Source organism: Erwinia sp. PPS120 (assembly GCF_047918655.1).
Classification (GTDB): domain Bacteria; phylum Pseudomonadota; class Gammaproteobacteria; order Enterobacterales; family Enterobacteriaceae; genus Erwinia; species Erwinia tasmaniensis_A.
In genome coordinates, this window is record NZ_JBLREF010000039.1 from 1 (window position 1) to 23985 (window position 23985).

The window sequence follows — 23985 nt, forward strand, 5'->3', positions numbered from 1 at the left end:
CGGTTTTTCGGGGGGATTACCACTTATTGAAAACAATGGATACTCTTTATCCCGGACATCGAGCTGCAGGTGGAGGATCCGTTAGTGTTTATGAATGGCTGTCTCAGTTTCTCCCCTTTTCAACTTTTAATAATAATTTCGATGTTTTTACAGCCAGTAATATTTGTGAGATAGGTGCAGTTGGTTTACCCTTTATACTGATGCTACTGTTCATGATTGACTATAAAAAATTAAATGTTAAACATCTCAACTTTGTGATGAATAAAAAAGGTGTTGTTCTTATATCAGGCTTGATTTTAATGAACGTTTGGATGTTGGTCCCTCTACCCGCTTGGAGTGGAAAAATTTTTCTTTGGGATAACGTTCAGCCTAGCCGCATGAAATATGCAGAAGGGTTCCTACTCTCAATAACCTTTCTTCTGGCTGTGAGGGAAATTCCACTGGTAGTGAGCTGGAGAAGATTTATTCTTTACTCCGTGCTAATTCTTGTAGGGTGGTGGCTAACAAAAGGGCTATATACTAATTGGTTCAACTCGTCTATTAGTTCCGTTGATGTTGGATTTAGAAATAATTATTTAGATTTAATATTTATTATTGCGATGTTTTGTACGACGCTAGCTGTAAATTATTTAAAATGTGATGCGTTAGAAGCAGTTATGGTTACATCAACTTTTTTGTTAGCAATAGTAATGTGTCAGTTTAATCCTGTTCAGTCATCTGAGACAATCTTCTCCAATCATACTAATATCAAAGCTAATCTGGATCCTCTAGTAAATACTAAAAATGGTACGCTTGCTGTAAAAGGTTATTTTGGTGCAACTCTTAATGGATTGGGATATAAATCTGTTACACACGTTACGGCAGTCCCAGCTATGGATGTTTGGAGGAAATATTTTCCTGAGCTTGATGAAAATAAATTTAATAGTGTATTTAATCGTTACTCGCATATCCGACTTGCAGATGTTGCGGAGCCTAAATTAGTATGGGCGGATGCTATAGAGGTCCCTGTAAATATATTCTCCAATGAGTTGTATTTTCCTGTGACTATTGACGAAAGTAGCCATATTCCATTTTCGATCAATAAAAATGAAGCTCTTACTGGTTTTTTTAAATCTGTTCATGGTGGGAAATTAAAAACTCTTTCAATAATGATTGGTACCTACTCAGGCTTGTCAACTGGTAATATCATGCTGACACTATGTAATGGTGGTGTTTGTGAAAATGCTAGCACTACTTTGCAAAATGCAGCTGATAATAGCTACTTACCTCTGGTTTTTAATACGCCTTTGGTGATAAATTCATCTGAACTTACTTATTATACTTTGAAAATCAGCGGTGATGCCACATACCCTACAGCAATATGGTTATATAAAGACAAAGATAATATTAATGTTTTTACAGGCCATTATAACTCTGTTATTTCAGGGCTGACCCCCAGAATAAAGTTGAAATATGAGGCCAGCTAAGTAAAATAAATAATTCTATATTATATATTAAAAAGGAGGGTGAAATTCCCTCCAGGCCAGCGCCGAGTTCTAAATAGCTGCGCCTAATATCGCTACACTTTTGCCAGTCCATGTTTTCCTCCGGGAAATGGGCTGACGGTTTCCATAAAAAGATAAACTTTTCGCAGCAATTGCCAAATTGAACGGCACTGGTGGTTGCGTGCTCCTACCCACGTAATGTGGACACCGCCCTAAGCAAGGTTCGGGTTTTCAAACTGTTCCGGGCTGAGACCGCCGCAGGCACTGTGACGGCGCCAGCGATTGTAATCACACTTTATATAATTAAACACTGTGCATCGCATTATTTCACGGCTGGCCAAGTGTTCACCATGGATGCATTCCACCTTCAGTGAGTGCAAAAAGCTTTCCGCACAGGCATTATCATAACAGCAGCCTTTTGCACTCATGCTGCCACGCTGATTATAGCGTTCCAGTAAAGTCTGGTAAACCGTTGAACAGTACTGACAGTCTTTGTCTGTATGAACAATAACCTGTTCCGGCCGCTTCCGACGCCACAGCGCCATTTGTAACGCATTGCAGGCCAGCTGTGCCGTCATCCGCGACGACATCGACCAGCTTATAACTGACCGGGTCGATGACGACCGCAAGGTAAAGCCAGCCTTCATCTGTTCGTAAGTACGTAATGTCACCCGTACACTTCTGGTTCGGGCCGCTGGCAATAAAGTCCTGCTGCAGCAGGTTTTCCGATACTGGCAGACCGTGCGCACGGTAGCTGACCGGACTGAACTTCCGGCTGGCTTTTGCTCTCAGCCCCTGACGACGCAGGCTGGAGGCGATGGTTTTCACGTTGTATACCGGCAGTTCGGCTGTAAGACGCCGCGCGCCATACCGTTGTTTTGCCGCACTGAATGCCTTGCCAACAGCATCATCGCAGTTAAGGCGGAACCGCTGACGCGGGCTGACCTAATAACGGCGCAGACGTCAGGCATACCAGCCGCTGCGGGCGACCCGCAGAACATGACACATGGCTTTGATGCTGAACTCAGCCTGATATTTTTCAATAAAGACATTACTTCATTTCAGGTGCTTCGCGAAGTATGTCGCGGCCTTTTGGAGAATGGCCAGATCTTCATCCCGTTCTGCCAGCTGTCGCTTTAACCGGGCATTTTATGCGGCCAGTTCACTTTCACGTTCTGAAGAGGTCATTTGTTGCTGTTGCTTACTGCGCCAAGTATAGAGCTGCGATTCATAAAGACTGAGCTGGCGGGCAGCGGCAGCGACGCCGATTCGCTCAGCCAGTCTCAGGGCTTTATCGCGGAATTCAGGCGTGTGTTGTTTACGGGGCTTCTTGCTGGTTGATGTTGGTTTTGTCATGAGTCACCTCTGGTTAAGAGTTTACTCACTTAATCGCGTTTTCACTATTGCTGAGTAAATCATAAAATGATCTACTATTCCGCACAGCTATTTAGACCATTTTAGGCTTATCACCAAAGAAGTTAGGTTGCATGTTATGTAACGTTGACGAAGTATGCAGGATTGCATTTGTTTCGCCGTTATCTTCTTCCCCCAGCAAGGAAATTTCGCCCCCACGCCTTAACCGCTTGTCTTATACCCTGTGACCAGGGCAGAATACGCGCCCTGGAAATTGACATTTACTCACGGCAGCGCTCACGTCGGTCAGTTTGCAGGTAAACCTAATCGCATTTAAGAGGCCGGTCCAGAACCGGATAGATACAGTCTGGTACACGCAAAAACGTGTCATGTTGAGGAATTAAAAGATGGGGCAACACTTTATTACTCCGATCCGCGCCGGCTATCGCCTGCGTGATGACTACGGCGCCGCTGCAGGTTATCTCTCCACCCCCGCCTGCCACACCGTTACCCCTCTTGATAAGTACGCTCGCACAACGCGAAGTTTCCCCGTGGTTCAACCCAGACAGGTTGATGCTATGGGGAGGCTGAATCATGTCGCCTGATACCCAAAATCGTGCGACCCCGTCGCGCCCTGGCCTGAAAAAAACTCTTACTCTGTTACCGGTCGTCATGATGGGCCTTGCCTATATGCAGCCGATGACCCTGTTTGATACCTTTGGCATTGTCTCCGGTCTGACCGACGGCCATGTTGCAACGGCGTATGCCTTTGCGCTGGTGGCGATCCTCTTTACTGCGCTGAGCTATGGTAAGCTGGTACGCCGCTTCCCCTCTGCGGGCTCCGCTTATACCTATGCGCAGAAAGCCATCAGCCCGCACGTCGGCTTTATGGTCGGCTGGTCATCGCTGCTGGACTACCTGTTTATGCCGATGATCAATATCCTGCTGGCGAAAATCTATTTTGAAGCGCTGGTGCCGGGTATTCCGTCGTGGATATTCGTGGTGATGCTGGTCGGCTTTATGACCCTTTCTAACCTGAAAGGCATTAAGACCGTGGCCAACTTTAACAGCGTGATCGTGGTGCTCCAGGTGGCGGTAATGGCGGTCATTATGGCGATGGTGATCTACGGCGTGGCGCACGGCGAAGGCAGCGGTACGCTGGTCAGCAGCCGACCGTTCTGGACGGAGAATGCGCATGTGGTGCCGATGATCACCGGTGCGACGATCCTCTGTTTCTCGTTCCTTGGCTTCGACGGCATCAGCTCACTCTCTGAGGAGACGAAGGATGCGGAACGGGTTATCCCTAAGGCGATCTTCCTGACGGCGCTGATTGGTGGGGTGATCTTTATTGTGGTCTCCTATTTCCTGCAGCTCTACTTCCCGGATATCTCACGCTTTAAAGATCCTGATGCCTCGCAGCCGGAAATCATGCTCTACGTGGCGGGCAAAGCCTTCCAGTTTGGCATTCTGATCTTCTCGTGCATCACCGTACTGGCGTCGGGTATGGCGGCGCATGCGGGCGTATCCCGTCTGATGTATGTGATGGGCCGCGATGGCGTTTTCCCGAAGAGTTTCTTTGGTTACGTTCATCCGAAATGGCGGACGCCTGCGCTGAACGTGCTGCTGGTGGGCGTCATTGCGCTTTCAGCCATCACCTTTGATTTAGTGACCGCTACGGCGCTGATCAACTTTGGTGCGCTGGTGGCCTTTTCCTTCGTTAACCTGTCGGTCATTTCCCAGTTCTGGATCCGTGAAGGGCGTAACAAGACGCTGAAAGACAATATTAACTTTCTGCTGCTGCCGCTGTGCGGCGCGCTGACGGTGGGCGCGCTGTGGATTAACCTGGAGGAGAGTTCGATGGTGCTGGGGCTGATTTGGGGCACCATAGGCCTGATTTATCTGGCCTTTGTGACCCGTCGCTTCCGTAACCCGGTGCCGCAGTGGACCGAAGAACCGATGTAAGCCGTTCCGGCTAACGACTAAAGGGCGCTCCGGCGCCCTTTTTGTATTCTGCATTCACCTGTCGCTAACATCACCGGAGTTCTAGCCCGGCGGCGGGCACCTGGTCTCAGGAGACCAGCTCGCGCGCATAGTCAAACAGCGCCTTAAGCTGATCCATCTTCACTTTATCCCCCTCGTACTGGTTATAGAGCATCTCAAGCTCCTGCACGAAGCTCTGCACCCGCTCAGGATCCAGCGCGCTACGGCGATGCTCCAGCCAGCGCTTCTGCTCGGCCTCATCCAGCGTGCCGGGGAAGTTGCGTGCGCGGTAGCGGAACAGCAGTTTATCGATGCGGGCATCGTTAAAGGTCAGGTCCAGTGCCGGGAGATTTTCAGGTGCCGTATCGCGGATAATATTCATTGCAGAGCGGTCGGCATCGCTGAAAAAGCTGTCATAGAGCTGGGCATCGACGTTATCAGAAGGTTTAAACGGCTCGGCCTCGGCAAACAGCGCCACCACCTTTTCACGGATCTCCGGATGCTGACGCAGCAGGGCCAGATTATCCAGGCAGCGCTGGCGGTCGACGCCCAGACGCTCTGCATCTTCTGGGCGCAGCGTACTGGCGGGGGCCACCACCGGACACTTGTTGATATGCACCAGCTTAACCGGTACCGGAGAGGCCTCTCCCAGCTCATCGCGGCGGGTGTAAAGCCGCTCGCGCAGCGCATCGGCATCCAGCTCCAGCAGAGGGCTGATATCGCCAGCCAGATCGCAGGCGATCAGCGCGTTCTTATTCACCGGATGCCAGGCAAGCGGGGCTATCCAGCTGGTATTGCCGCGAAACGCGCCAAACATTCCCGAGATATGCACCAGCGGCTTCATCTGTGGAATATCAATCAGCGTCATGATTTTTTGCTTATTGCGGTGGCTGAACAGGAAGTCATAAAGACGCGGCTGTGCCTCTTTTACCCGCTTAGCCATCGCGATGGTGGCGTACACGTCCGACATCGCGTCGTGAGCGTTCTCATGAGCCACGCCGTTGGCTTTGGTCAGATGCTCCAGTCGGAAGCTGGGAAAGCCGTCTTCATTCTCTGGCCAGACAATGCCTTCAGGCCGTAAGGCGTAGCAGGCGCGCATCACGTCCAGCAGGTCCCAGCGGCTGTTACCGTTCTGCCAGCTCCAGCCATAGGGATCATAAAAGTTGCGATACAGCAGATTGCGGGTAACTTCATCATCAAAGCGTACGTTGTTGTAGCCCACCACGCAGGTGCCCGGCTCGCTGAATAGCGCGTGGATGCGCCGGGTAAACGCCGCCTCGCTGATGCCTTTTGCCTGTGCCAGCTGCGGGGTAATACCGGTGATCATTACCGCCTCCGGCTGTGGCAGGTAATCATCCGCCGGCTGACAGTAGAACACTTCCGGTTCACCAATAATGTTGAAGTCCATATCGGTACGGATGCCGGCAAACTGCGCTGGGCGGTCCAGCGACGGGCTTTTGCCGAAGGTTTCATAGTCGTGAAACAGGAATGTTGGCTGTACTGGTTTGTCTTTCACTGTGTAGAGTCGCCCGTTTAAAAATGTAAATCTGTTTATTCATACTCACAGGGTAAACGATCTTAAGCTAGTTCTGAAATCACTGCTTCAAAAGAACTGCTTAAATGTAAGCCAATTTAGCTTGAAGTGGCTCTGCTGACGCTAATTGGGACGTCGTTTATGACTTTTCCTCCAGGTGCAGCATAAAACCGTCATTTACTGCCTGATGCCGCCCGCGTGCATTGAAAGCTGTGAGCCAGGTGGCGATAAGTGTAGTGAGTTGATTTACCTGGTTTTGATTGAAGAATTGATTCATATAGTTGCTTACCATTGTCTTCTTGTTTTGATACTATCGGCTATAATGCATATTTAGATATCGAAAATATCGGGGACATAATGAAATTCAATAAAGATGAAATATGTTTATATACGGCAGTATTTGGTGATTATGAAACTTTAAATGAACTAGATGAAGCTGTGATTAATGTTGATGTTCGCAAGATTTTTTTTACGGACAACAAAGATTTGAAAAGTGATAACTGGGAAGTCAGGTACGTTGAACCTGTTTTTCCGATGGATTCAGTAAGAAGTCAACGGCATGTAAAGGTTCTTCCTCACCATTACCTATCTGATTTTAAGGGTTCAATATACATCGATAACTCAGTTAAGCTTATTCGGGATCCTCAGGCTGTTTTTGAAGATTTTAATAGCAATTCATCTATTTCACTGCCCATTCACTCATATCGTGATACGGTTCTTGAGGAATTCCTGGAAGTGGCAAAAACGGGGCTTGATGACCCCTCGCGCATTTTCGAGCAACTAAATCATTACCAAATACTACACCCTGAGGCATTACAGTGTCGTCCCTATTGGGGGGCAATAATCATCAGGGACCATATGGATCCTGCTGTAATGAAATTGATGGAGGAGTGGTATCGTAATATACTCAGATATAGCAGGCGTGACCAGTTATCTCTAAACTATGCCGAGTTAGTCAGTGGAGTAACAATCAACAAGATAAAAATTAATAATTACAACTCTGACTTTCATATATGGCCAATTGCAAGTAACAGAAAGCATGCCAAAAGATTACGTAGCCCAACCTTATCCGGTGCTTTGGCGGTTTTTGAAAAAATGGAGGCTCTTAAGGGATATGAATCTGAACTTGAGACAAAAAAGGAAAATTTGGTGAAACTCTTTGATGAGATGAAAGAAAAGTATCAACCTGTATCACCACCAGAGGGATTCGATCCTGAAATGTATCTTGTACTCAATGAAGATGTCAGGAACGCAGGAATGGAAAGTGTACAACATTATTTAAATTTTGGCTGGGTGGAAGGGCGGAAATGGAAGTAAAAATAGGGTGTCTGGCAGCGTAATTCTGTAGCAGATAAACATAAAACCCCAGCCCTCTCACAAATGGGCTGGGTGACACTGGGCAGATTAATTCACTATATCCTGTTCAACCGGACGCGGTGCCAGCACCTTCTTACCCAGCAGAATGCCTGGCTTCTCGACACACTTATAGAGCAGCGAGGCCAGCGCGTAGGTAATGGGAATGCATATCGCGCAGAGGGTTGCGAAGCGGATGATGTCACTTTTATCACCCAGGCTGGTATGGGACAGCATCAGAGCGATAGCAGGAATGACAATCAGCAGATGCAGCAGATAAACCGAAAATGAAACATCCCCCAGCCAGGTACTCAGGCGGTTATTCAGCAATCTGCGGGGCAGGGCGATAAGACGGGCCATCAGGCCGTCAGGGGCGTACTGCCACAGAATCGCGGCCATGCCCACGATCATCAGCACTTCCATTATTATCTGTAGCTTAATGGCCTGCAGACCAATCACCACGCTGGCAACCGGCCCCAGCAGGGCAAAAGCCACATAGAGCAGGGCCTTACGGCGTACCGCTTCAGCCAGCAGCATCCCGGACAGGAACATATTGAGCTTAATCAGAATCATTGACGGCATCACGAAGGCTTCATAATAGTCGGCCAGCAGATAGCGGCCCACGCAGCACAGCACCATAATGCCTGTCAGCGAGACGGCATAGCCGAAACGCAGCACCACCAGCATAATAAACGGGAAAAGCGCGTAGAACTGCATCTCAAGCCCGATGCTCCAGTCCGGCAGCACCGTATTAAAGCCATAAGCAGGTAGCAGACCAAACAGAAAGCTGAAATGCGTCAGAATATTGGCCAGTGACTGGTCAGAATATCGGGAGGATTCGGTGGCGGTAGCGGAATAAAACTGGGCGATGGTATCGCGCATTTCGCCAAACCACGGGCCATATATTAGCGCCACGATCAGCAGTAAATAGTAAAGCGGCGCGATGCGGAAGAAGCGGCGGATCCAGAATTTCTTAATGGTCGTGGCGCTTTGCCAGGGTTCTTTTTGCTGACGCTCGACGTAGTTTTTCGCCATCAGGTAACCGGAAAGCAGGATAAAGAGATCGACGCCAATGCCGGGCGATGATATCAGCGTAATATGACAGTGAATCAGCAGGCTGATATGTCCCACCAGTACCCAGAGTGAGGCAATGCCACGCAGCCCCTCCAGTTCCGTAGACCAACCCCGTGTTGCAGACATACCTATCCCTCAATTGTAAGTTTTTCGTCAGTGAACGGTAAAGGAGCGACACGGAGAAACAAGGTCAACTGTTCCTAAAGTGAAACTTATCAGATTACCCCTGGTACTGATTTTTCCTCTGGTCCTGAAGACTGAAAAACGCCCCAACGGCCAGGGCAGGCTAATCGGCTGAAAATTAATATTTTCTTGCAATTTATTAACACACTGGCGCGCCGGATCCCGTACAACGGGCTGTTTTTTTTCTACAGCATATTATTGAGGGTTTACCGGTGAAGAAGCGTCAGCTTGCAAGTTTAAGTATGGTCCTGGCTTTTGCCTCCCTGGCGCAGGCCGATGAAAATCCGTTAGCCTTTCCAATGACGGCTCCGGCAATTGATGCCGCCTCGTGGGTTCTGATGGATGCGACCACCGGTCAGGTGCTGACCGCAGGTAACGCCGATGAGCGCCGCAACCCCGCCAGCCTGACAAAACTGATGACCGGCTATGTGGTCGATCGCGCCATCGACAGCAAGCGAATTACTCGTGACGACATGGTTACCGTCGGCAATGACGCCTGGGCGGCGGGGAATCCGGTGTTTAAAGGATCATCGCTGATGTTTCTTAAGCCGGGGGAAAAAGTGTCCGTACGCGACCTGAGTCGGGGCGTAATCATTGACTCCGGCAACGATGCCTGCGTGGCGCTGGCGGATTACGTCGCGGGCAGTCAGGCGGCGTTTGTGGCGCAGATGAACCAGTACGTTCAGAAGCTGGGGCTGACCAACACCCATTTTGAAACCGTGCACGGACTTGATGCGCCCGGTCAGTACACGACGGCGGGCGATCTGGCGAAGCTTTCGCGCGCCATCATCTACGGTGAGCCCGATTTTTATCAGATGTACGGTGAAAAATCCCTCAGCTGGAACGGCATTACTCAGCAAAATCGTAACGGTTTATTATGGGATAAAACCCTGCACGTGGACGGCCTTAAAACCGGTCATACGGAGAGCGCAGGCTTCAATATTATCGCCTCCAGCGTGGACGGCCAGCGCCGCCTGATTGCGGTTATTATGGGCGGGAAAAGTTCGAAGGGCAGGGAAGAGCAGGCGCGCAAGCTGCTGGTCTGGGGTCAGAACAATTTCGATACCGTCCAGCTGTTCCATGCGGGTAAAGAAATTGGCCATGAAAACGTCTGGTATGGCAATCCTCACCAGGTCAGCGTCGGCAGCGATAAAGACGTCTATCTGGCGCTACCACGGGACGAAGTGAAAAAGATTAAGGCGAAGTATGTGATTGAGCGCAAGGACCTTAAAGCGCCGCTGAAGCTTAACGAACAGGTCGGCACCATTCAGCTGGTGGACGGCGACAAGCAGCTGGCCTCTTATCCGCTGGTTACCCTGCAGGCGGTAAATGAAGCGGGCGTGCTGACGCGTATTGAAGACTACTTTAAGCAGAAGCTGTAACCTCAGCATCGGTCCAGCATGGCCCGTCAGCTTTGCAGATGAGCGCAGCTGAACGGGCTGTTGTTAGCTACGTAGTTGTAGTGGAGCTGACAGGGCTGCGACTATTAACAGCATCGTTAGCGTAGCTGACGGGGCAGTCGTTAGCCGGCTGGCTTAGCGAAGCTGATAAAAAGCTATTACCAGCCCGTCGTTACCACGCGTCCCCTGGCCAATGAAAATCTCTTTCTGCAAAAATGAGAGCGCGTCATCAGCGACCTCAAAGGTCGGGGTGGTGAAAAAATAGATCTCATCCGGCGGGATAGTGGCGAAAAAAGCCATATCATCAGCAAACAGCTGCGGCAGATACCTGGCAGGCACCCGGCGTATACCGTTGTTTTCGATGAAAAAGCGTTTGCCATCCTCCGTTTCCACACCATAGCGGGCAGAGAGGCGGCAAACCCCTTCATGGTCAATAATCTGGCTGTCCATGCCGCCGGGCAGGATCCTCCCCCTCAGCCTTCCCGCCATCTCACCGCCTGATATGGGAATAAGCTGCCTTTTTACCTTACCCGGATCGTTATAAATAACGATGGGGCGATCCACGCGGATAGTCAGCGTAATAAATAACTCAAGGGACGGATGCATGATGACTCCCGGTGGATGCAGTGTTTGGCTCAGTCCGAAAGTTAACCGCGGAATACAGGGGCGACGCCTCAGTGATCCCGTCAGTTATTCACTTTTGATGCCCGTTAGTTTTCCAGGTTCTCAGGGAAATTAGCGGGTAGTTCGCTCGCCGCACAGGCAATCACGCTGTCGTTATTCACGCCGCAGTCGCGAACAAAGGTAATGGTGGCAAACTCGTCAATCACCTCGGCAGGATAGGCCGGGCCGGCATCACGATAACGCTGCATCTCTGCCAGATGCTCATTCTGGAAACAGACGGTTTTTTCAGGATTATTCATGACCCAGCGTGGGAAAAAGATGGTGCCGTGGAACAGCTTATCGCTCAGATTGATGATCAGGCTGACGTCAGTACCGGTAGGTTCGGTCCAGGAAATTTTGTAGATCTGCATTCCGACGCGCACCACATACACATGCTGGTCTTTCACCCAGCGATTTCCCACCAGGCCGCTGTGAATGCGGTAATCGATAGTCTCTTTATTTTTAACGTACAGCTCGTAGTTCCAGCCGTTATCGTAGGTATAGACCAGGTGTTTACCGACAATACCGTCAAGATTATGCTTATTAAATGTGCTCATTACGACTCCTCCTGTTGGCGTAAATCAGTCTATCCCTTCATTTTATTAATGAATAATGCTAATTTTGGATAAAACCCATTCATAATTTAGATGAATAATGCATAAGACGACGCTCGAACAGTGGAGCCTGCTCAACGAAGTGGTGAAACAGGGTAGTTTTGCCCGGGCTGCCGAGGTGACCAACAGAAGTCAGTCTTCCGTTAGCTACAACCTGGCGTTGCTACAGGAACGATTAGGGGTGACGCTACTGGAGCCCCAGGGGCGCAGAACGGTACTGACGCCTGCCGGCGGGCTGTTGCTGGCCCTGGTGCGGCCGCTACTTAAAGCCTTTGATTACGTAGAATCCCACGCCGCCTCATTGCGTAAGGGCATCCGCACCCGACTGGAGCTGGTGGTGGACAGTATTTTCCCGCGCGGCAGGCTGTTTTCCGCGCTGCGGCAGTTCCAGCACCTGCATCCGCATACGCAGATCAACCTCACGGAAGTACTGGAAACCTGGACCGGCAGCGGTGCCGAAGCGGATGTGATGGTCATGACGCGCCGCCAGGATATGACCGGGCGCGGTGAATGGCTGATGAACATTGATTTCGTTGCCGTGGCGCATCGCGACCACCCGCTGCATCATCAGGCGGAGATGCTTACTGAAGAGACGCTGGGGCAATATCCTCTGATACGTATTGCGGAAAGAGAGCACCTGCCGGTGCAGGATGAAAGCAGCAGCAGCGAATCCTGGACCTTTTCCACCATTGAGGCCGCCATTGAGGCCGTTATGCATCAGGTTGGCTATGGCTGGCTACCGGAGGAGCGCATCATGCAGTATCTGAATGCGGGTACGATGAAAATTTTGCCGTTGCAGAGCGGTATTCGCAGAGCGACGCCACTTCATCTGATCGTAAAAAAGGACATTATCAAACTGGATCCCCAGATGCAGACCCTGCTTGAGCTGCTGAGGAAGAGTGCCTGAAACCGCGTCAGAGCGGGATCGAGTACGCTTCTCTGCCGATGTCGCCAGCCGGTTGCGAAAGAAAATAAGACGGGAGTCTGGTGCGTAGAGTTTTCAATCGGGTATCATCCCCGTCGATGACCTGCCACCAGGAGAACAGAGTGCGTCCCGACAAGCCGCTATCGGCCTTTGAATTCACCCTTTACCGCAACTATCGAACCGTTCACGGCATCCGCGTGGCGCTGGCCTTTGTGCTGACATTTCTGTTAGTGCGCCTGACGCATATTCCCGAGGGGAGCTGGCCGCTGATCACCCTGGTGGTGGTGATGGGGCCGATCTCCTCTTGGGGGAATGTGTTTCCCCGCGCGGTGCAGCGCATAGGCGGGACGATTTTTGGCTCGGTGTCCGGGCTGATAGCGCTCAAGCTGGAGCTTATCTCGCTGCCGGTCATGCTGGGCTGGTGTACGGTGGTGATGTTTCTGTGCGGCTTTCTCACCCTGGGGAAACACCCTTACATGGCGCTGCTGATTGGCATTACCCTGGCGGTGATCTGCGGTGCGCCGCCTGGCGATATGACCACCGCCCTGTGGCGGGGCGGCGATGTGATTCTGGGGTCGATCCTTGCGCTGCTGTTCACCAGCATCTGTCCGCAAAAGGCTTACACTCACTGGCGCATCAGGATGTCGGACGTCTGGCTTGAAACGGCGAAAATATACCATGCCGGTGTCTCCCCTAATCTGGTAGAGAAGCCGCGGCTGACGCGTCCTCTGCAGCGGCTACTGACCGGCGTGGTAAAAATGCGTGCGCTGATCGAGCCAGCCAGTAAGGAAACCCGTACGCCGCGCTCGGTTTTCGAAGGCATTCAAACGCTGAATCGCAATATGGTCTGCACCCTGGAGCTGCAGCTGAACGCATGGTGGGCGTCACGCGAGAGTCACTTGATCATGCTCAATGCGCCGACGCTGCGTCGCACCCAGCAGATGACTGAAAATACGCTGCGCGCACTCTCGACGGCGATTGTTGCGGGCAGCACGGAAAAAATTGCCGCCAACAATGCCGAACTGGCGGAGATTGGCCGCGAGCTGCGTCAGCTGATCAAGGCATCTAACAGCAGTGAGGGAGTAGAAACGCCGATCCACGGTTACGTCTGGCTGAGTCTTGAGCTGGCCGGGCAGCTGGAAAGGCTGTCGGATCTGCTACGCCTGGCGCTGCGTAAATAAGCGATATGCAACAACTTACTGCGGGAATTAGCGCTTCGCGGTAAGATAAGCGCCAGTCTTACTCTACAGTTTAAAAATTGCCTTCGGCGGCGGTGAGCCGTTAAGCTGAGGGCTACGATAATGACGCCTGTGCGAACAGGCCTAAATGAAAGGTGTCTTCATGGAAAATGCAAAGCAATCATTTCAGGACGTGCTGGAGTTTGTACGGATGTTCCGTCGCAAGAATAAACTGCAGCGCGAGATACACGACAACGAAAAGAAAATTCGTGATAATCAGAAGCGTGTCCTGCTGCTCGACAACCTGAGCGAATATATCAAACCGGGCATGAGCATTGAGGCTATTCAGGAGATTATTAGCAGCATGCGCAGCGACTATGAAGATCGCGTTGATGATTACATCATCAAAAATGCCGATTTGTCGAAGGAGCGCCGTGACCTGTCGAAAAGGCTTAAGGCCGCAGGTGAACCTAAGGCGCAGTAACTTTTCAGCCAGCTGCTAATGTCACATCAGGGCGGTCGCCGATCGCCCTTTGTCCGTTTGCCCTTCCCCTTTTTGATTCTTTAGTGAGGGGCGCCCACAGGCGGCTCCCTTTGCAGTGTGCTGGCTGTGGGTAAGAGCGGTTCCAGGGGTTCTGGAGACAGTCCACAGTATCGTCATTCGTCATGGAAGATGCGTTGAAAACAACCGCTGCTCGCTCAAACCAGACCGTCAGATTTGATAATTTTCAACCTACAAAGTGTGTCAGATCAAGGCTTAGCTAACACACTTAAAGCAACTCCAAAGCCTGAGAGGTGGATAATCCCTGCGGGTTAAGGGCAATCCGCAGCGCTGCGGCGCAGACGGAGGGCCAGGCGAGGGCAGCAGGGATGCTGCCCTCAGGGAGCGGCGGGCAGGGATGCCCGCTCGCGACCGGGCCGTCCGGCCCGGATTCGGAGCCAAAGGCACCACGCGAAGCGTGGCGTGAGGACGCCCAGCACCCGCAGGGATTACCCACCGCGACAGCAGATATTGCAGCCCAGCACCCGCGGGGATTATCCACCGCCACAGCAGATACCACAGCCCGTCACATCCAAACAGTCACAAAAAATCCCCTTCCCAGTAAAATTTTCGCAACAGTCTCACAAAAAGACTTTGCATAATTGTCAGGCTTTTACCATCATCAATCAGGCCTACTCTTCTCTTTCCGGCTGGAACAAACTTGCAAAACTTCAGAGTGACTCTGCTGCAGGCGATCAAGCACTCGGCGTGGTATCCCAAAAGACAGTCGTACCGTGTTCTCTTCTGGCGGGAAATATCGCCGCTGGCCGTACCGATATTCTTTGAAAACCTCTGCGTCCTGCTGATGGGAGTACTCAGCACTTTCCTGGTCAGCTGGCTGGGTAAAGAGGCGATGGCTGGGGTAGGGCTGGCCGACAGCTTCAATATGGTGGTTATCGCCTTCTTTGCCGCCATTGACCTGGGGACCACGGTCGTGGTGGCCTTCAGCCTCGGCAAACTCAACCGCGAGCGGGCGCAGGCCGCTGCCCGCCAGTCGCTGGTGCTGATGACCCTCTTCGCCATACTGCTGGCGATGCTGATCGAATTCTTTGGCGGGGCCATCATCAACCTGATTGCCGGAGCGGCAGAGCCGCAGGTTAAAGCGCTGGCGCTCACCTACCTTAAAATCACCGCATGGAGCTATCCGGCGGCGGCGATTGCCCTGATCGGCTGCGGCGCGCTGCGCGGGGCAGGGAACACCAAAATCCCGATGCTGATCAACGGCGGGATGAATATACTCAATATTATTATCAGCACCGTCCTGATCTACGGCTGCTTCTCCTGGAAGGGCATGGGATTTGCCGGGGCCGGACTGGGGCTGACCCTCTCCCGCTACATCGGTGCGGCAGCGGTAATCTATGTATTAATGATCGGCTTTAATCCCCGACTGAAAATTACCCTGGGAAGCTATTTCAGCAAGCTCAACACCAGCATACTGATGGAGGTGCTGGGTATTGGCGTTCCGGCCAGCATCGAATCGGTCCTGTTCAACGGCGGAAAGCTGCTGACCCAGGTCTTCGTCGCCGGAATGGGGACTAACGTCATTGCGGGTAACTTCATTGCTTTCTCGATCGTCTCCCTGATTAACCTGCCCGGCAACTCCCTCGGATCGGCCTCAACCATTATTGTGGGAACCCGCCTCGGCAAGGGACAGCTGCTCCAGCCCGAACGGCAGCTGCGCCACATCTTCTGGCTCTCCACTCTCGGCCTTTGTGCGCTGGCGGCGCTTACGGTACCCTTCGCGGGTATCCTGGCCTCGTTTTATACGCGGGAAGATGACGTTATTCACGTGGTCAAAGTGCTGGTATGGCTGAATGCCGCCTTTATGCCGTTCTGGGCCGCGTCCTGGGTGCTGCCTGCCGGACTGAAAGGGGCGCGTGATGCGCGTTACACCATGTGGATATCGCTGCTGGGCATGTGGGGATGCCGCATCGTCGCGGGCTACACCCTGGGCGTGCTGCTGGGCTTTGGCGTGGTGGGGATCTGGATGGGGATGTTCCTGGACTGGATCGTGCGCGGCTGGTTTTTCTACCGACGGATGCACTCGGGACGCTGGCTATGGAAATATGCCAAACCGGCCAGCTCGCCCTGATGCCCGCTGACCACACAATAAAAATAACACCTGCTATTACTTTCACCAGGAATCGCTATGCCCACACCCTATTCTGACGCCACCGACTCACTTTTTCACTACCGATCCTTTACCGCATTCTGGCTGGCCCGCACCGCCTCAAGCTTCGGCTTTCAGATGCTTTCTATCGCGGTGGGCTGGCAGATTTATTCGCTGACCGGCAGCGCATTCGACCTCGGGCTGATTGGCCTGGTGCAGTTTCTTCCCGCCGTGCTGCTGGCGCTACCGGCCGGGCATATTGCTGACCAGTTCGATCGCCGTCGTGTGGTGCTGCTCGGACAGGCCACCGAGTGGATTGCCATCGCCGTGCTGGCGGGCCTGACGCTGGCGCACCGTACCGACGAAATCCTTCTGCTCAGCCTGATCTTTATTATCTCCGTCGCCCGTACCCTGGAGGCGCCCTCGCTGCAGTCGATGCTTCCGGCGCTGGTGCCACCGGCGATACTGGCCCGCGCAACGGCGGCCAATGCGGCCTCAATGCAGACCGCATCAATGATGGGGCCAGCGCTGGGCGGGCTGATTTATGTCGCCGGGCCGGGAGTGGTCTATGCCACCACCGCCGCGCTCTATCTGATCTCCATTCTGATGGTCAGCCGCCTGCGCTACGATCATGCGCCGCCGCCGCGTACGCCCGCGACCTTCGCCAGCGTCTTTGCCGGCATCCACTTTATTCGCCGTCGGCCCGACGTGCTGGGCGTTATCTCGCTCGATCTGTTCGCGGTGCTACTTGGCGGCGCGACCGCGCTGTTGCCGATTTTTGCGAAGGATATCCTGCATACCGGGCCATGGGGCCTGGGGCTGCTGCGCGGCGCACCGGCGGTAGGCGGTCTGCTGGTGGGTTTCTGGCTCAGCCGTCGCAGTCTTGAGCGCAACGTCGGCAAAATTATGTTCGCCTCGGTGGCCGGGTTCGGCGTCGCGACGCTGCTGTTTGCCTTTTCCACCCAGCTGTGGCTCTCGCTGCTGGCGCTGTTTGCGCTGGGCGGCTTCGATATGGTCAGCATGGTGATCCGCGGGGCGCTGGTGCAGCTTGATACGCCGGACGACATGCGCGGGCGGGTCAGCGCGGTGAATTCGATCTTTATTAATACCTCCAACCAGCTCGGCGAATTTGAGTCGGGCATGCTGGCGGCCTGGCTCGGGGCGGCTCCCGCGGTGGCGGTTGGCGGCGTCGGCACGCTGCTGGTAGTCGGACTGTGGATGGCCTGGTTTCCCACGCTGCGTTCGCGACAGCGGCTGCATAACGGATAGCGCGGATGAACGACTCAATCAGACGGAAAATCGGTGCAGGCTGCTTTATTCTCGGCGGGGCGGTCTATCTGCTCGCCGAAAAAATCAGCGCGCTGGCCTGGCATGTTCCTGCTTACCGCTACATGCAGAACTACATTAGCGACCTTGGCATTCCCGTCTGCGGCGTGCTGGCAGACGGGCGGGCGATCTGCTCGCCGCGTCATGTGGTGATGAATATGGGCTTTGCCGCCGAGGGTATCCTGTTTTTCCTTGCCTGCTTTCTGATCGGCAGCGGATGCCGTCCGCGAGGCAGATGGCTATTCCTGCTGACCGGCCTGCTGCACGGCATCGGCGGCGTGATGATTGCGCTTTTTCATAGTGGAGGCGGGAACGGCGGCATAACCCTGCATCAGGCCGGTGCGGTACTGGCGATTGCGGGGGGGAATCTGTGCCTGCTGACGGCGGGTGTGCTACTGCGTGGCCACAGCCGACGGCGCGATCGGCAGTGGGGAGGCATCAGCCTGCTGCTGGGCACGGTTGGCCTGCTCAGTATGCTGATTATCCCCCTTAATCTGCTGCCGACGGGGTTAATTGAGCGCGCCTCGGTCTATCCCATCACCTGCTGGCAGATCCTCACCGGCCTGTGGCTGTTGAGAGCGAAAGCTTAAAAGCGTCGGGGCCGCTCGGGACGAAATCCCAGCCCGATTACCCAGCCAAACACATGGGGTAAAAACCGCAGACGACTGACCAGTTTGGGGATTGGGCTGCCTGTGCTGTTGGTTTTTTTGCGTTTTTTGCCGCTCATCTTTATCTGGATAAACTGGGTGGCACAGGTGGGAAACTGCCGCCGCTTTTGCACCTTTTGCAGGTTTTTCAGGCTGAGGCGACCTTTTCGCAGGTGGGGAACCAGCAGATTAGCGCTGGCAACCGCATCCTGAATCGCCAGATTCACCCCCACGCCGCCAATTGGCGACATTGCATGGGCCGCATCACCGATGCAAAGTACGCCGGGCTTTGCCCACTCATCAAGGCGATCAATGCGGATGACAAGCAGCCTGAGCTGATCCCACGCCGTCAGCGCATCCAGCCTCCCGGGCGGGAAGGGAATAAAGGGCGCAACTTCCTGTTTAAAGCCAGATAAACCGCGCTTTTCCATCTGCTCATAATGACCTTTGGCGATAGCGTAGCCGCACTGCCAGTAGTCACCCCGGTCAATAATGATAATATTCTGCTTTGGCCCTCTGTGCCCCATGCTCACAGCCGGATCCTCGGGGTGTTTTGGCAGTGAAAACCACAGCACGTCGCGCGGGGCGCCAAATTCACGGCCGGTCAGTCCGGCTTTTTCCCTGACGCGTGAGTGGCGACCATCCGCTCCCACCACCAGCTGCGCACGGATTTCCGTGGTGGCCGTACCCGATGACGCGCGGATCCCGCAGACGCGCTCCTGTTCACGGATCAGTTCGTCGAGGCGCGTCGAGCGGTAGAGCGTAAAGGTCGGCAGCGCGGCGGCCTTAGCCGCCAGGAAATTCAGAAAATCCCACTGCGGCATAAAGGCGATAAAGCGACACTTTACCGGCAGCCGTGAGAAGTCAGCCATTGTCACTTCGCGACCGTTCATCTCGGCCTGGAGCTTAGGCGCCTGCTGGTGAGGCAGCGTGAGCAGCTCATCCAGCAGCCCCAGATGGTGCATAATTTGCAGGGTAGAGGGGTGAATGGTATCGCCGCGAAAGTCCCGAAGGAAATCAGCGTGCTTTTCAATCACCACGACCTGAACGCCCGCCAGGGCCAGCAGATAGCCGAGCATCAGGCCCGCCGGGCCGCCGCCGACGATGCAGCAGTCAGTGGTGATTGATTCGGGTAGCTCTGCCTGCATAGGTACACTCCGGGATAATATTATCGTAAAGCATGATAATAGTTATCATTAACGCGTACCAGTGTCAGATTGTGCTGCCGTGCCGCGGATAAAGCAACGCTATAGCACCGAGGGGATGAGTCCGCCGTCTACGCGCAGCACGCTGCCGGTAATATAGGCCGCCTGCTGGCTGGCCAGAAACGCGGCTGCGGCCCCGTACTCTTCCGGTCTGCCGTAGCGGCCCGCGGGAATGCTCTGGCGACTTTTCTCCGCGATGGCCTCGGGCGTGCTGTTCTCCCGTCCGGCTTTAATGGCATCCAGCTGGGCAACCCGATCGGTGGCGATGCGTCCGGGCACCATCACGTTTACCGTCACGCCGTCGGCGGCAACCTCGCCCGCCAGCGTTTTCGACCAGCCCAGCAGGCTCATGCGCAGCGCGTTGGACAGCGCCAGGTTTGCCAGCGGGGCGATAACGCCCGATGAGGTGGTGGTAATGATGCGACCCCAGCCGCGCGCGCGCATGGCGGGCAGTACGAGGTCGGTAAGCTGGATAAGCGCCCCGACCATCAGGCTAAACTGCTGCTGCCAGACCTCTGCCGCCACGCCCTGGGCGCGGGCTGGCGGCGGACCGCCGGAATTATTTACCAGAATATCCACGTCTCCCCAGTGCTGGCGGATGGCGTTCAGTGTCTCTGTTAAGCGCTCAGGGGCGGCCAGATCCAGTGTCCAGGCCTGCGCCGTTCCCCCCTGCTGCTGGATCAGCGCCAGAGTTTCAGCCAGCTTTTCGCGGTTTCGCCCGGTGACGGCGACGCGTACCCCTTCCTGCGCCAGCGATAGCGCAATCGCCCGCCCTAAACCGCTGCCTGCTCCACAAACGAGCGCCACGCGGTGATCAATTTGCAAATCCATTATTTTCTCCTGGTTGTATTTTCAGGAGCAGATAATGCAAAAAAGATGCCGATTAAGATTTCGCTGCCGTTTTTGCCACTCAACCTGTGCCGCTGAAGGTTTCGCAGCCAGTTTTGCCACTCAATTGTGCGCCGCTTAACACTTTGCTGCCGGGTTTGCCACTCAACCCTGTGCCAGTTAAGACGTCGTCGCCTTTTTTGCGAGCAGATCGTGCGCCGATTGCAGATGCTGCTGCATCAGCACCGCGGCTTTTTCAGGGAGGTTATCGCGCACCGCATCAAGAATGGCGACATGCTCTTCGCACCATTCCCGGACACGACGTTTATTGTGGTAGCTGCCGAACTCCAGCAGGCGGCGCAGGCGGTTCTGCTGCTGAACAGCCTGCAGAACATAGAGGTTGCCGCTGGCCTCGGCCAGCATTTCGTGAAAGTCGGCATCGGTTTCAAAAATCTCTCTTGCCGGAACCTGGGTGATATCCGGGTGGGTAATCAGCCACAGATGCCGTGCGCGCATGCGTTTTATCGCGTGGCGATCGGGACGGAACAGTGGCGATCGCAGCGCCGCAGGCTCAATCATCAGGCGAAAGCCGTAGCCGTTCTGACGTGCGACCTCCGAGTCCAGCGTCTGAAGAAAACGCCAGCCGTGCCCGGTATTACGGGCGATAAGCCCGTCCTCCGCCAGCTTCAGCAGCGTACGGGAGAGCACGCCCCGGTCAACATCGTAACGCTGCGCAATTTCCGTCTGGGTAAAGGAGACGGGCAGCGCGTCGGCGAGGCGATCGTGCACCAGCTTTTCATAGAGAGCCTGATCGCTGGTTTTCGGCTGCTCAATGGCCAGCTGCAGCAGCTCATCGACGTTTTTGATTAAGAAGAAACCCTGATTCGGCCGCGCTTCAACCGCGCCCAGCAGGGTGAGCGCCTTCAGTGCGGACCGCACTGGCGTACGCGATACGCCGAGCGCATCAGCCAAATGCTGTTCACGTAAATGATGACCTGGATCGAATCTTGCTTCATATATCAGGTCGAGTATTTGCCGGGCTATCCGGCGACTGCTTGCAGAAGAAGCGGGCTGCATGATGGTAGCGTTCCTGAATGCATTATTGTGGTCAAAAGAGACAATAACACAGGCCACGCCCGACAATGAAGTAAAGCCAGAACCGCACCATAAGGGTGCGAAAATGCACCTTAACCGCGCAGGCCCGCTGCGTCAGTGATTGTATTTATTGACTCATAAAAGCCAATGCAAGCCTTCACCAGGAGAGCACAATGACCAGAAATAAAATGATGTTCCGCCGCCTGTGCGGCCTGATGCTGACCTTCAGCACTGCGATCCCCTTAACCGGGCACGCTGCCACGCCTGCCGTTACGCCGGGCAAGCTCACCTACGGCACGGCGGCGACCTTTATGCCTTTCGAATTCGTCAGAGACGGGAAGCTCAGCGGCTTTGATATCGATCTTATCACTGCCCTCAGCCAGCGCCTCAATCTGACGGCGGCACCCATGCAGATGGAGTTTAAGGGGCTGATCCCCGCGCTACAGGGCAAACGTCTCGACATCATTAACTCGGCGATGTACGTCAATGCGGCACGTGCCAGTCAGGTCGACTTTGTGCCCTATATGAAGATCGGTAGCCGGGTCATCGTGCGCAAGGGGGATCCGGCCCGGATAACCGGGCGAGATTTGTCGCTCTGTGGAAAAAATATTGTCGTCACGCTCGGGGGCATCGAAGAGAGTCAGGCCCGCGAGGACAGTAAAAAGTGCGTCGACGCTAAAAAGCCGGCGATTAACGTCCTGACCTTCCCAACTGCGACGGATTCCGCCGTGGCGGTGGCGCAGGGGCGTGCAGACGCGGAGTTCCTCTCTACCCCTGGCACCGTCGCGTTGATGAACGAGAAGCCCGATCTGTTTGAGGCGGTTGGCCCTGAGTTTGAGGCGGATACCCATATTGCCTTTGCCGTGCGAAAGGGCGATGAAGAAACCCGCGCGCAGCTGGAAAAGGGGCTACAGGCGCTGGTGAAGGATGGCACCTACCGCCAGCTGATTGAAAAATGGCATTTCCCGGACTCAGTCGCCATTTTCTAATCCGCCTTTAGCCGTGACCCGGAGATTATTATGTCGTTAGCATTAATGTGGCAGTACGTCATCTCACCCGCGTTCCTGCAGGGAGCCTGGATGACGCTGTTAATCACCGTCAGCGCGCTGCTCTGCGGCGTGGTGATGGGGTTAATCCTCGCGCTGCTACAGGAGGCGCCCTTCCGCGCAGGACGGATAGTGGCCTTTATCTACCTGTGGCTGTTCCGTGGCACCCCGGTGCTGTTCCAGATCATCTTCGTCTACAACGTGCTGCCTGGCTTTGGCATCAGCCTGCCGGCCTTTACCTGTGCGGTGCTGGCTCTGTCGTTGAATGAAGGGGCCTATATGGCGGAAATCCTCCGTTCCGGGCTTCAGGCGGTAAAAAGCGGGCAGCGCACCGCCGGAATGGCGCTGGGCATGACCCCTGTACAGATCATGCGCAAGATTGTGCTGCCGCAGGCGGCGCGCATCGTTCTGCCGCCAATGGGCAACCAGATGATCAGCATGCTGAAATCAAGCGCGCTGGTGTCGGTGATTGCGGTACAGGAGCTGCTGCTGATCGCTAATCAGACCGCCAGCGCCAGCTTCCGCTACTTCGAAGCCCTGTGTGCGGCGGGGATCTACTACCTGCTGCTGACCTCGATATTTATGCTTTTTCAGGCCTGGCTGGAGCGATCGCTGGATCCTAAACAGCGCCGCCGTCGGTGGCAGCGTACCGCCTCCGCCGGGGTTACACAGTCAGGATCACAACGGGAGATATCATGAGCCACAGTCAAAAACCGCTGCTGGAAGTGATCGGTATTGATAAAGCCTTTGGGCGTCAGCCGGTGCTTAAGAACTGTTCGCTGACCCTCCGGCGCGGTGAAACCCTGGTACTGATCGGGCCATCCGGATCCGGCAAATCCACGCTGCTGCGCTGCGTAAACCTGCTCTCGCCTGCCGACAGCGGCGATGTGTTCTTTGGCCGCCAGAATATCAGCCGGGGCGAGGTGCCGCCGCATCAGCTGCGCCAGCGTATTGGCATGGTGTTTCAGAACTACGAGTTGTTTTCCCACCTGACGGCGGCCGAGAACATCATGCTCGCTCCAATGACCGTGCTGGGGCTTAACCGTACGGAAGCAAGAAAACAGGCGGAAAACCTGCTGGCAAAGGTGCGGCTTAACGATCGGGGCGATCACTTCCCGGATGAGCTGTCGGGCGGTCAGCAGCAGCGCGTGGCAATAGCCCGGGCGCTGGCGATGAAGCCGGAGCTGATGCTGTACGACGAGCCGACCTCGGCGCTGGACCCGGAGATGATCCGCGAAGTGCTGGACGTGATGGCCGAGCTGAGCGCAGAGGGGATGACCAGCATGGTGGTGACCCATGAGATGGGCTTTGCCCGCCGGGCCGCCAATCAGATCCTGTTTATGGAGGAGGGGGAGATACTGGAGAACGCCAGCGCCAGCGATTTCTTCTCCGGCCAGGTCAGCGAGCGTGCGCGCCGTTTTCTCGATCAAATTTTACATTAATCAC

The 23985-nt window shown here is 54.3% G+C and carries 21 protein-coding genes and 2 pseudogenes; 14 read left to right on the top strand and 9 right to left on the bottom strand.

What is annotated here, in order from left to right:
- Positions 1-1466 (top strand): DUF7657 domain-containing protein (locus tag ACLRGG_RS18290; protein ID WP_416251103.1); only part of this gene is annotated, 1466 nt, incomplete at its 5' end.
- Positions 1467-1558: 92 nt separating this feature from the next.
- Here the strand turns inward: ACLRGG_RS18290 and ACLRGG_RS18295 are convergent.
- A pseudogene (locus ACLRGG_RS18295) lies at positions 1559-1666 on the bottom strand (IS630 family transposase); the annotation flags it as partial.
- Positions 1667-1696: 30 nt separating this feature from the next.
- Positions 1697-2840: pseudogene (locus ACLRGG_RS18300) on the bottom strand (IS3 family transposase).
- A 591-nt stretch (positions 2841-3431) separates the two neighbouring features.
- On the opposite strand from ACLRGG_RS18300, the gene ACLRGG_RS18305 reads away from it, so the two are divergent.
- Positions 3432-4799 (top strand): APC family permease, encoded by a 1368-nt coding sequence (locus ACLRGG_RS18305; RefSeq protein ID WP_416251104.1) that lies wholly within the window; start codon positions 3432-3434, stop codon positions 4797-4799.
- Between the two features lie 106 nt (positions 4800-4905).
- On the opposite strand, the gene sbcB is transcribed toward ACLRGG_RS18305, so the two are convergent.
- Positions 4906-6333, bottom strand: a complete 1428-nt coding sequence (sbcB, locus tag ACLRGG_RS18310) for an exodeoxyribonuclease I (protein ID WP_416251105.1) — start codon at positions 6331-6333, stop codon at positions 4906-4908.
- Between the two features lie 309 nt (positions 6334-6642).
- Here sbcB and ACLRGG_RS18315 point away from each other — a divergent pair, with 309 nt between their 5' ends.
- Positions 6643-7668 carry a glycosyltransferase domain-containing protein gene (locus ACLRGG_RS18315; protein ID WP_416251106.1) on the top strand — a complete coding sequence of 342 codons (1026 nt, stop codon included), beginning with the start codon at positions 6643-6645 and terminating at the stop codon, positions 7666-7668.
- Positions 7669-7755: 87 nt separating this feature from the next.
- Here ACLRGG_RS18315 and ACLRGG_RS18320 read toward each other — a convergent pair whose 3' ends face one another.
- The gene (locus tag ACLRGG_RS18320) at positions 7756-8904 is read right to left on the bottom strand and encodes an acyltransferase family protein (protein WP_416251107.1); all 1149 of its coding nucleotides are present in this window, start codon (positions 8902-8904) and stop codon (positions 7756-7758) included.
- 269 nt (positions 8905-9173) lie between these two features.
- On the opposite strand from ACLRGG_RS18320, the gene dacD reads away from it, so the two are divergent.
- Entirely contained in the window at positions 9174-10343 is a 1170-nt protein-coding gene (dacD, locus tag ACLRGG_RS18325) for a serine-type D-Ala-D-Ala carboxypeptidase DacD (RefSeq protein ID WP_416251108.1), read from the top strand.
- Between the two features lie 153 nt (positions 10344-10496).
- Here the strand turns inward: dacD and ACLRGG_RS18330 are convergent, their stop codons facing one another.
- Complete coding sequence (locus tag ACLRGG_RS18330) at positions 10497-10967, bottom strand: DUF3237 domain-containing protein (RefSeq protein WP_416251109.1); 471 nt, start codon at positions 10965-10967, stop codon at positions 10497-10499.
- Between the two features lie 104 nt (positions 10968-11071).
- Complete coding sequence (locus ACLRGG_RS18335) at positions 11072-11581, bottom strand: phenolic acid decarboxylase (RefSeq protein WP_416251110.1); 510 nt, start codon at positions 11579-11581, stop codon at positions 11072-11074.
- A gap of 97 nt (positions 11582-11678) precedes the next feature.
- Between ACLRGG_RS18335 and ACLRGG_RS18340 the strand changes: the two genes are divergently transcribed.
- From ACLRGG_RS18340 to ACLRGG_RS18365, 6 genes are all read left to right on the top strand, one after another.
- Positions 11679-12545 (top strand): LysR family transcriptional regulator, encoded by an 867-nt coding sequence (locus ACLRGG_RS18340; protein ID WP_416251111.1) that lies wholly within the window; start codon positions 11679-11681, stop codon positions 12543-12545.
- 140 nt (positions 12546-12685) lie between these two features.
- A complete protein-coding gene (locus tag ACLRGG_RS18345; RefSeq protein WP_416251112.1) occupies positions 12686-13744 on the top strand; it encodes an FUSC family protein in 1059 nt (352 codons plus the stop codon).
- Between the two features lie 160 nt (positions 13745-13904).
- A complete protein-coding gene (locus ACLRGG_RS18350; protein ID WP_067708320.1) occupies positions 13905-14225 on the top strand; it encodes a DUF496 family protein in 321 nt (106 codons plus the stop codon).
- A 718-nt stretch (positions 14226-14943) separates the two neighbouring features.
- Positions 14944-16374 (top strand): EmmdR/YeeO family multidrug/toxin efflux MATE transporter, encoded by a 1431-nt coding sequence (locus tag ACLRGG_RS18355; RefSeq protein WP_416251113.1) that lies wholly within the window; start codon positions 14944-14946, stop codon positions 16372-16374.
- 57 nt (positions 16375-16431) lie between these two features.
- Positions 16432-17661, top strand: a complete 1230-nt coding sequence (locus ACLRGG_RS18360; protein ID WP_416251114.1) for an MFS transporter — start codon at positions 16432-16434, stop codon at positions 17659-17661.
- Between the two features lie 5 nt (positions 17662-17666).
- Complete coding sequence (locus ACLRGG_RS18365; protein WP_416251115.1) at positions 17667-18308, top strand: DUF998 domain-containing protein; 642 nt, start codon at positions 17667-17669, stop codon at positions 18306-18308.
- Here ACLRGG_RS18365 and ACLRGG_RS18370 read toward each other — a convergent pair.
- The 3 genes from ACLRGG_RS18370 to ACLRGG_RS18380 form a co-directional block, all read right to left on the bottom strand.
- Positions 18305-19513 (bottom strand): FAD-dependent oxidoreductase, encoded by a 1209-nt coding sequence (locus ACLRGG_RS18370; RefSeq protein ID WP_416251116.1) that lies wholly within the window; start codon positions 19511-19513, stop codon positions 18305-18307. The two genes, ACLRGG_RS18365 and ACLRGG_RS18370, sit on opposite strands and share 4 nt — an antisense overlap.
- A gap of 99 nt (positions 19514-19612) precedes the next feature.
- Positions 19613-20401: an SDR family oxidoreductase gene (locus ACLRGG_RS18375; RefSeq protein ID WP_416251117.1), complete on the bottom strand. Its 789-nt coding sequence runs from the start codon at positions 20399-20401 to the stop codon at positions 19613-19615.
- Between the two features lie 177 nt (positions 20402-20578).
- Positions 20579-21475, bottom strand: coding sequence for a GntR family transcriptional regulator (locus tag ACLRGG_RS18380; protein ID WP_416251118.1), 897 nt, complete (start codon positions 21473-21475; stop codon positions 20579-20581).
- Here ACLRGG_RS18380 and ACLRGG_RS18385 point away from each other — a divergent pair.
- From ACLRGG_RS18385 to ACLRGG_RS18400, 4 genes are all read left to right on the top strand, one after another.
- Positions 21474-21614 carry a hypothetical protein gene (locus ACLRGG_RS18385; protein ID WP_416251119.1) on the top strand — a complete coding sequence of 47 codons (141 nt, stop codon included), beginning with the start codon at positions 21474-21476 and terminating at the stop codon, positions 21612-21614. The genes ACLRGG_RS18380 and ACLRGG_RS18385 overlap by 2 nt on opposite strands.
- Positions 21615-21681: 67 nt before the next feature.
- Positions 21682-22482 (top strand): ABC transporter substrate-binding protein, encoded by an 801-nt coding sequence (locus ACLRGG_RS18390; RefSeq protein WP_416251178.1) that lies wholly within the window; start codon positions 21682-21684, stop codon positions 22480-22482.
- Between the two features lie 30 nt (positions 22483-22512).
- Positions 22513-23238 (top strand): amino acid ABC transporter permease, encoded by a 726-nt coding sequence (locus ACLRGG_RS18395; RefSeq protein WP_416251120.1) that lies wholly within the window; start codon positions 22513-22515, stop codon positions 23236-23238.
- A complete protein-coding gene (locus ACLRGG_RS18400) occupies positions 23235-23981 on the top strand; it encodes an amino acid ABC transporter ATP-binding protein (RefSeq protein WP_067707373.1) in 747 nt (248 codons plus the stop codon). Before ACLRGG_RS18395 ends, ACLRGG_RS18400 begins: the two co-directional genes overlap by 4 nt.
- Positions 23982-23985: the final 4 nt, after the last annotated feature.

Bases quoted from the DNA above. Each gene is read 5' to 3' on its own strand.
- ACLRGG_RS18305 (WP_416251104.1), top strand. From the start codon at position 3,432: ATGTCGCCTGATACCCAAAATCGTGCGACCCCGTCGCGCCCTGGCCTG.
- ACLRGG_RS18380 (WP_416251118.1), bottom strand. From the start codon at position 21,475: ATGCAGCCCGCTTCTTCTGCAAGCAGTCGCCGGATAGCCCGGCAAATA.
- ACLRGG_RS18330 (WP_416251109.1), bottom strand. From the start codon at position 10,967: ATGCATCCGTCCCTTGAGTTATTTATTACGCTGACTATCCGCGTGGAT.
- ACLRGG_RS18340 (WP_416251111.1), top strand. From the start codon at position 11,679: ATGCATAAGACGACGCTCGAACAGTGGAGCCTGCTCAACGAAGTGGTG.
- ACLRGG_RS18385 (WP_416251119.1), top strand. From the start codon at position 21,474: ATGATGGTAGCGTTCCTGAATGCATTATTGTGGTCAAAAGAGACAATA.
- ACLRGG_RS18395 (WP_416251120.1), top strand. From the start codon at position 22,513: ATGTCGTTAGCATTAATGTGGCAGTACGTCATCTCACCCGCGTTCCTG.
- ACLRGG_RS18335 (WP_416251110.1), bottom strand. From the start codon at position 11,581: ATGAGCACATTTAATAAGCATAATCTTGACGGTATTGTCGGTAAACAC.
- ACLRGG_RS18320 (WP_416251107.1), bottom strand. From the start codon at position 8,904: ATGTCTGCAACACGGGGTTGGTCTACGGAACTGGAGGGGCTGCGTGGC.
- ACLRGG_RS18375 (WP_416251117.1), bottom strand. From the start codon at position 20,401: ATGGATTTGCAAATTGATCACCGCGTGGCGCTCGTTTGTGGAGCAGGC.
- ACLRGG_RS18350 (WP_067708320.1), top strand. From the start codon at position 13,905: ATGGAAAATGCAAAGCAATCATTTCAGGACGTGCTGGAGTTTGTACGG.
- ACLRGG_RS18360 (WP_416251114.1), top strand. From the start codon at position 16,432: ATGCCCACACCCTATTCTGACGCCACCGACTCACTTTTTCACTACCGA.
- ACLRGG_RS18390 (WP_416251178.1), top strand. From the start codon at position 21,682: ATGATGTTCCGCCGCCTGTGCGGCCTGATGCTGACCTTCAGCACTGCG.
- ACLRGG_RS18370 (WP_416251116.1), bottom strand. From the start codon at position 19,513: ATGCAGGCAGAGCTACCCGAATCAATCACCACTGACTGCTGCATCGTC.
- ACLRGG_RS18400 (WP_067707373.1), top strand. From the start codon at position 23,235: ATGAGCCACAGTCAAAAACCGCTGCTGGAAGTGATCGGTATTGATAAA.
- ACLRGG_RS18365 (WP_416251115.1), top strand. From the start codon at position 17,667: ATGAACGACTCAATCAGACGGAAAATCGGTGCAGGCTGCTTTATTCTC.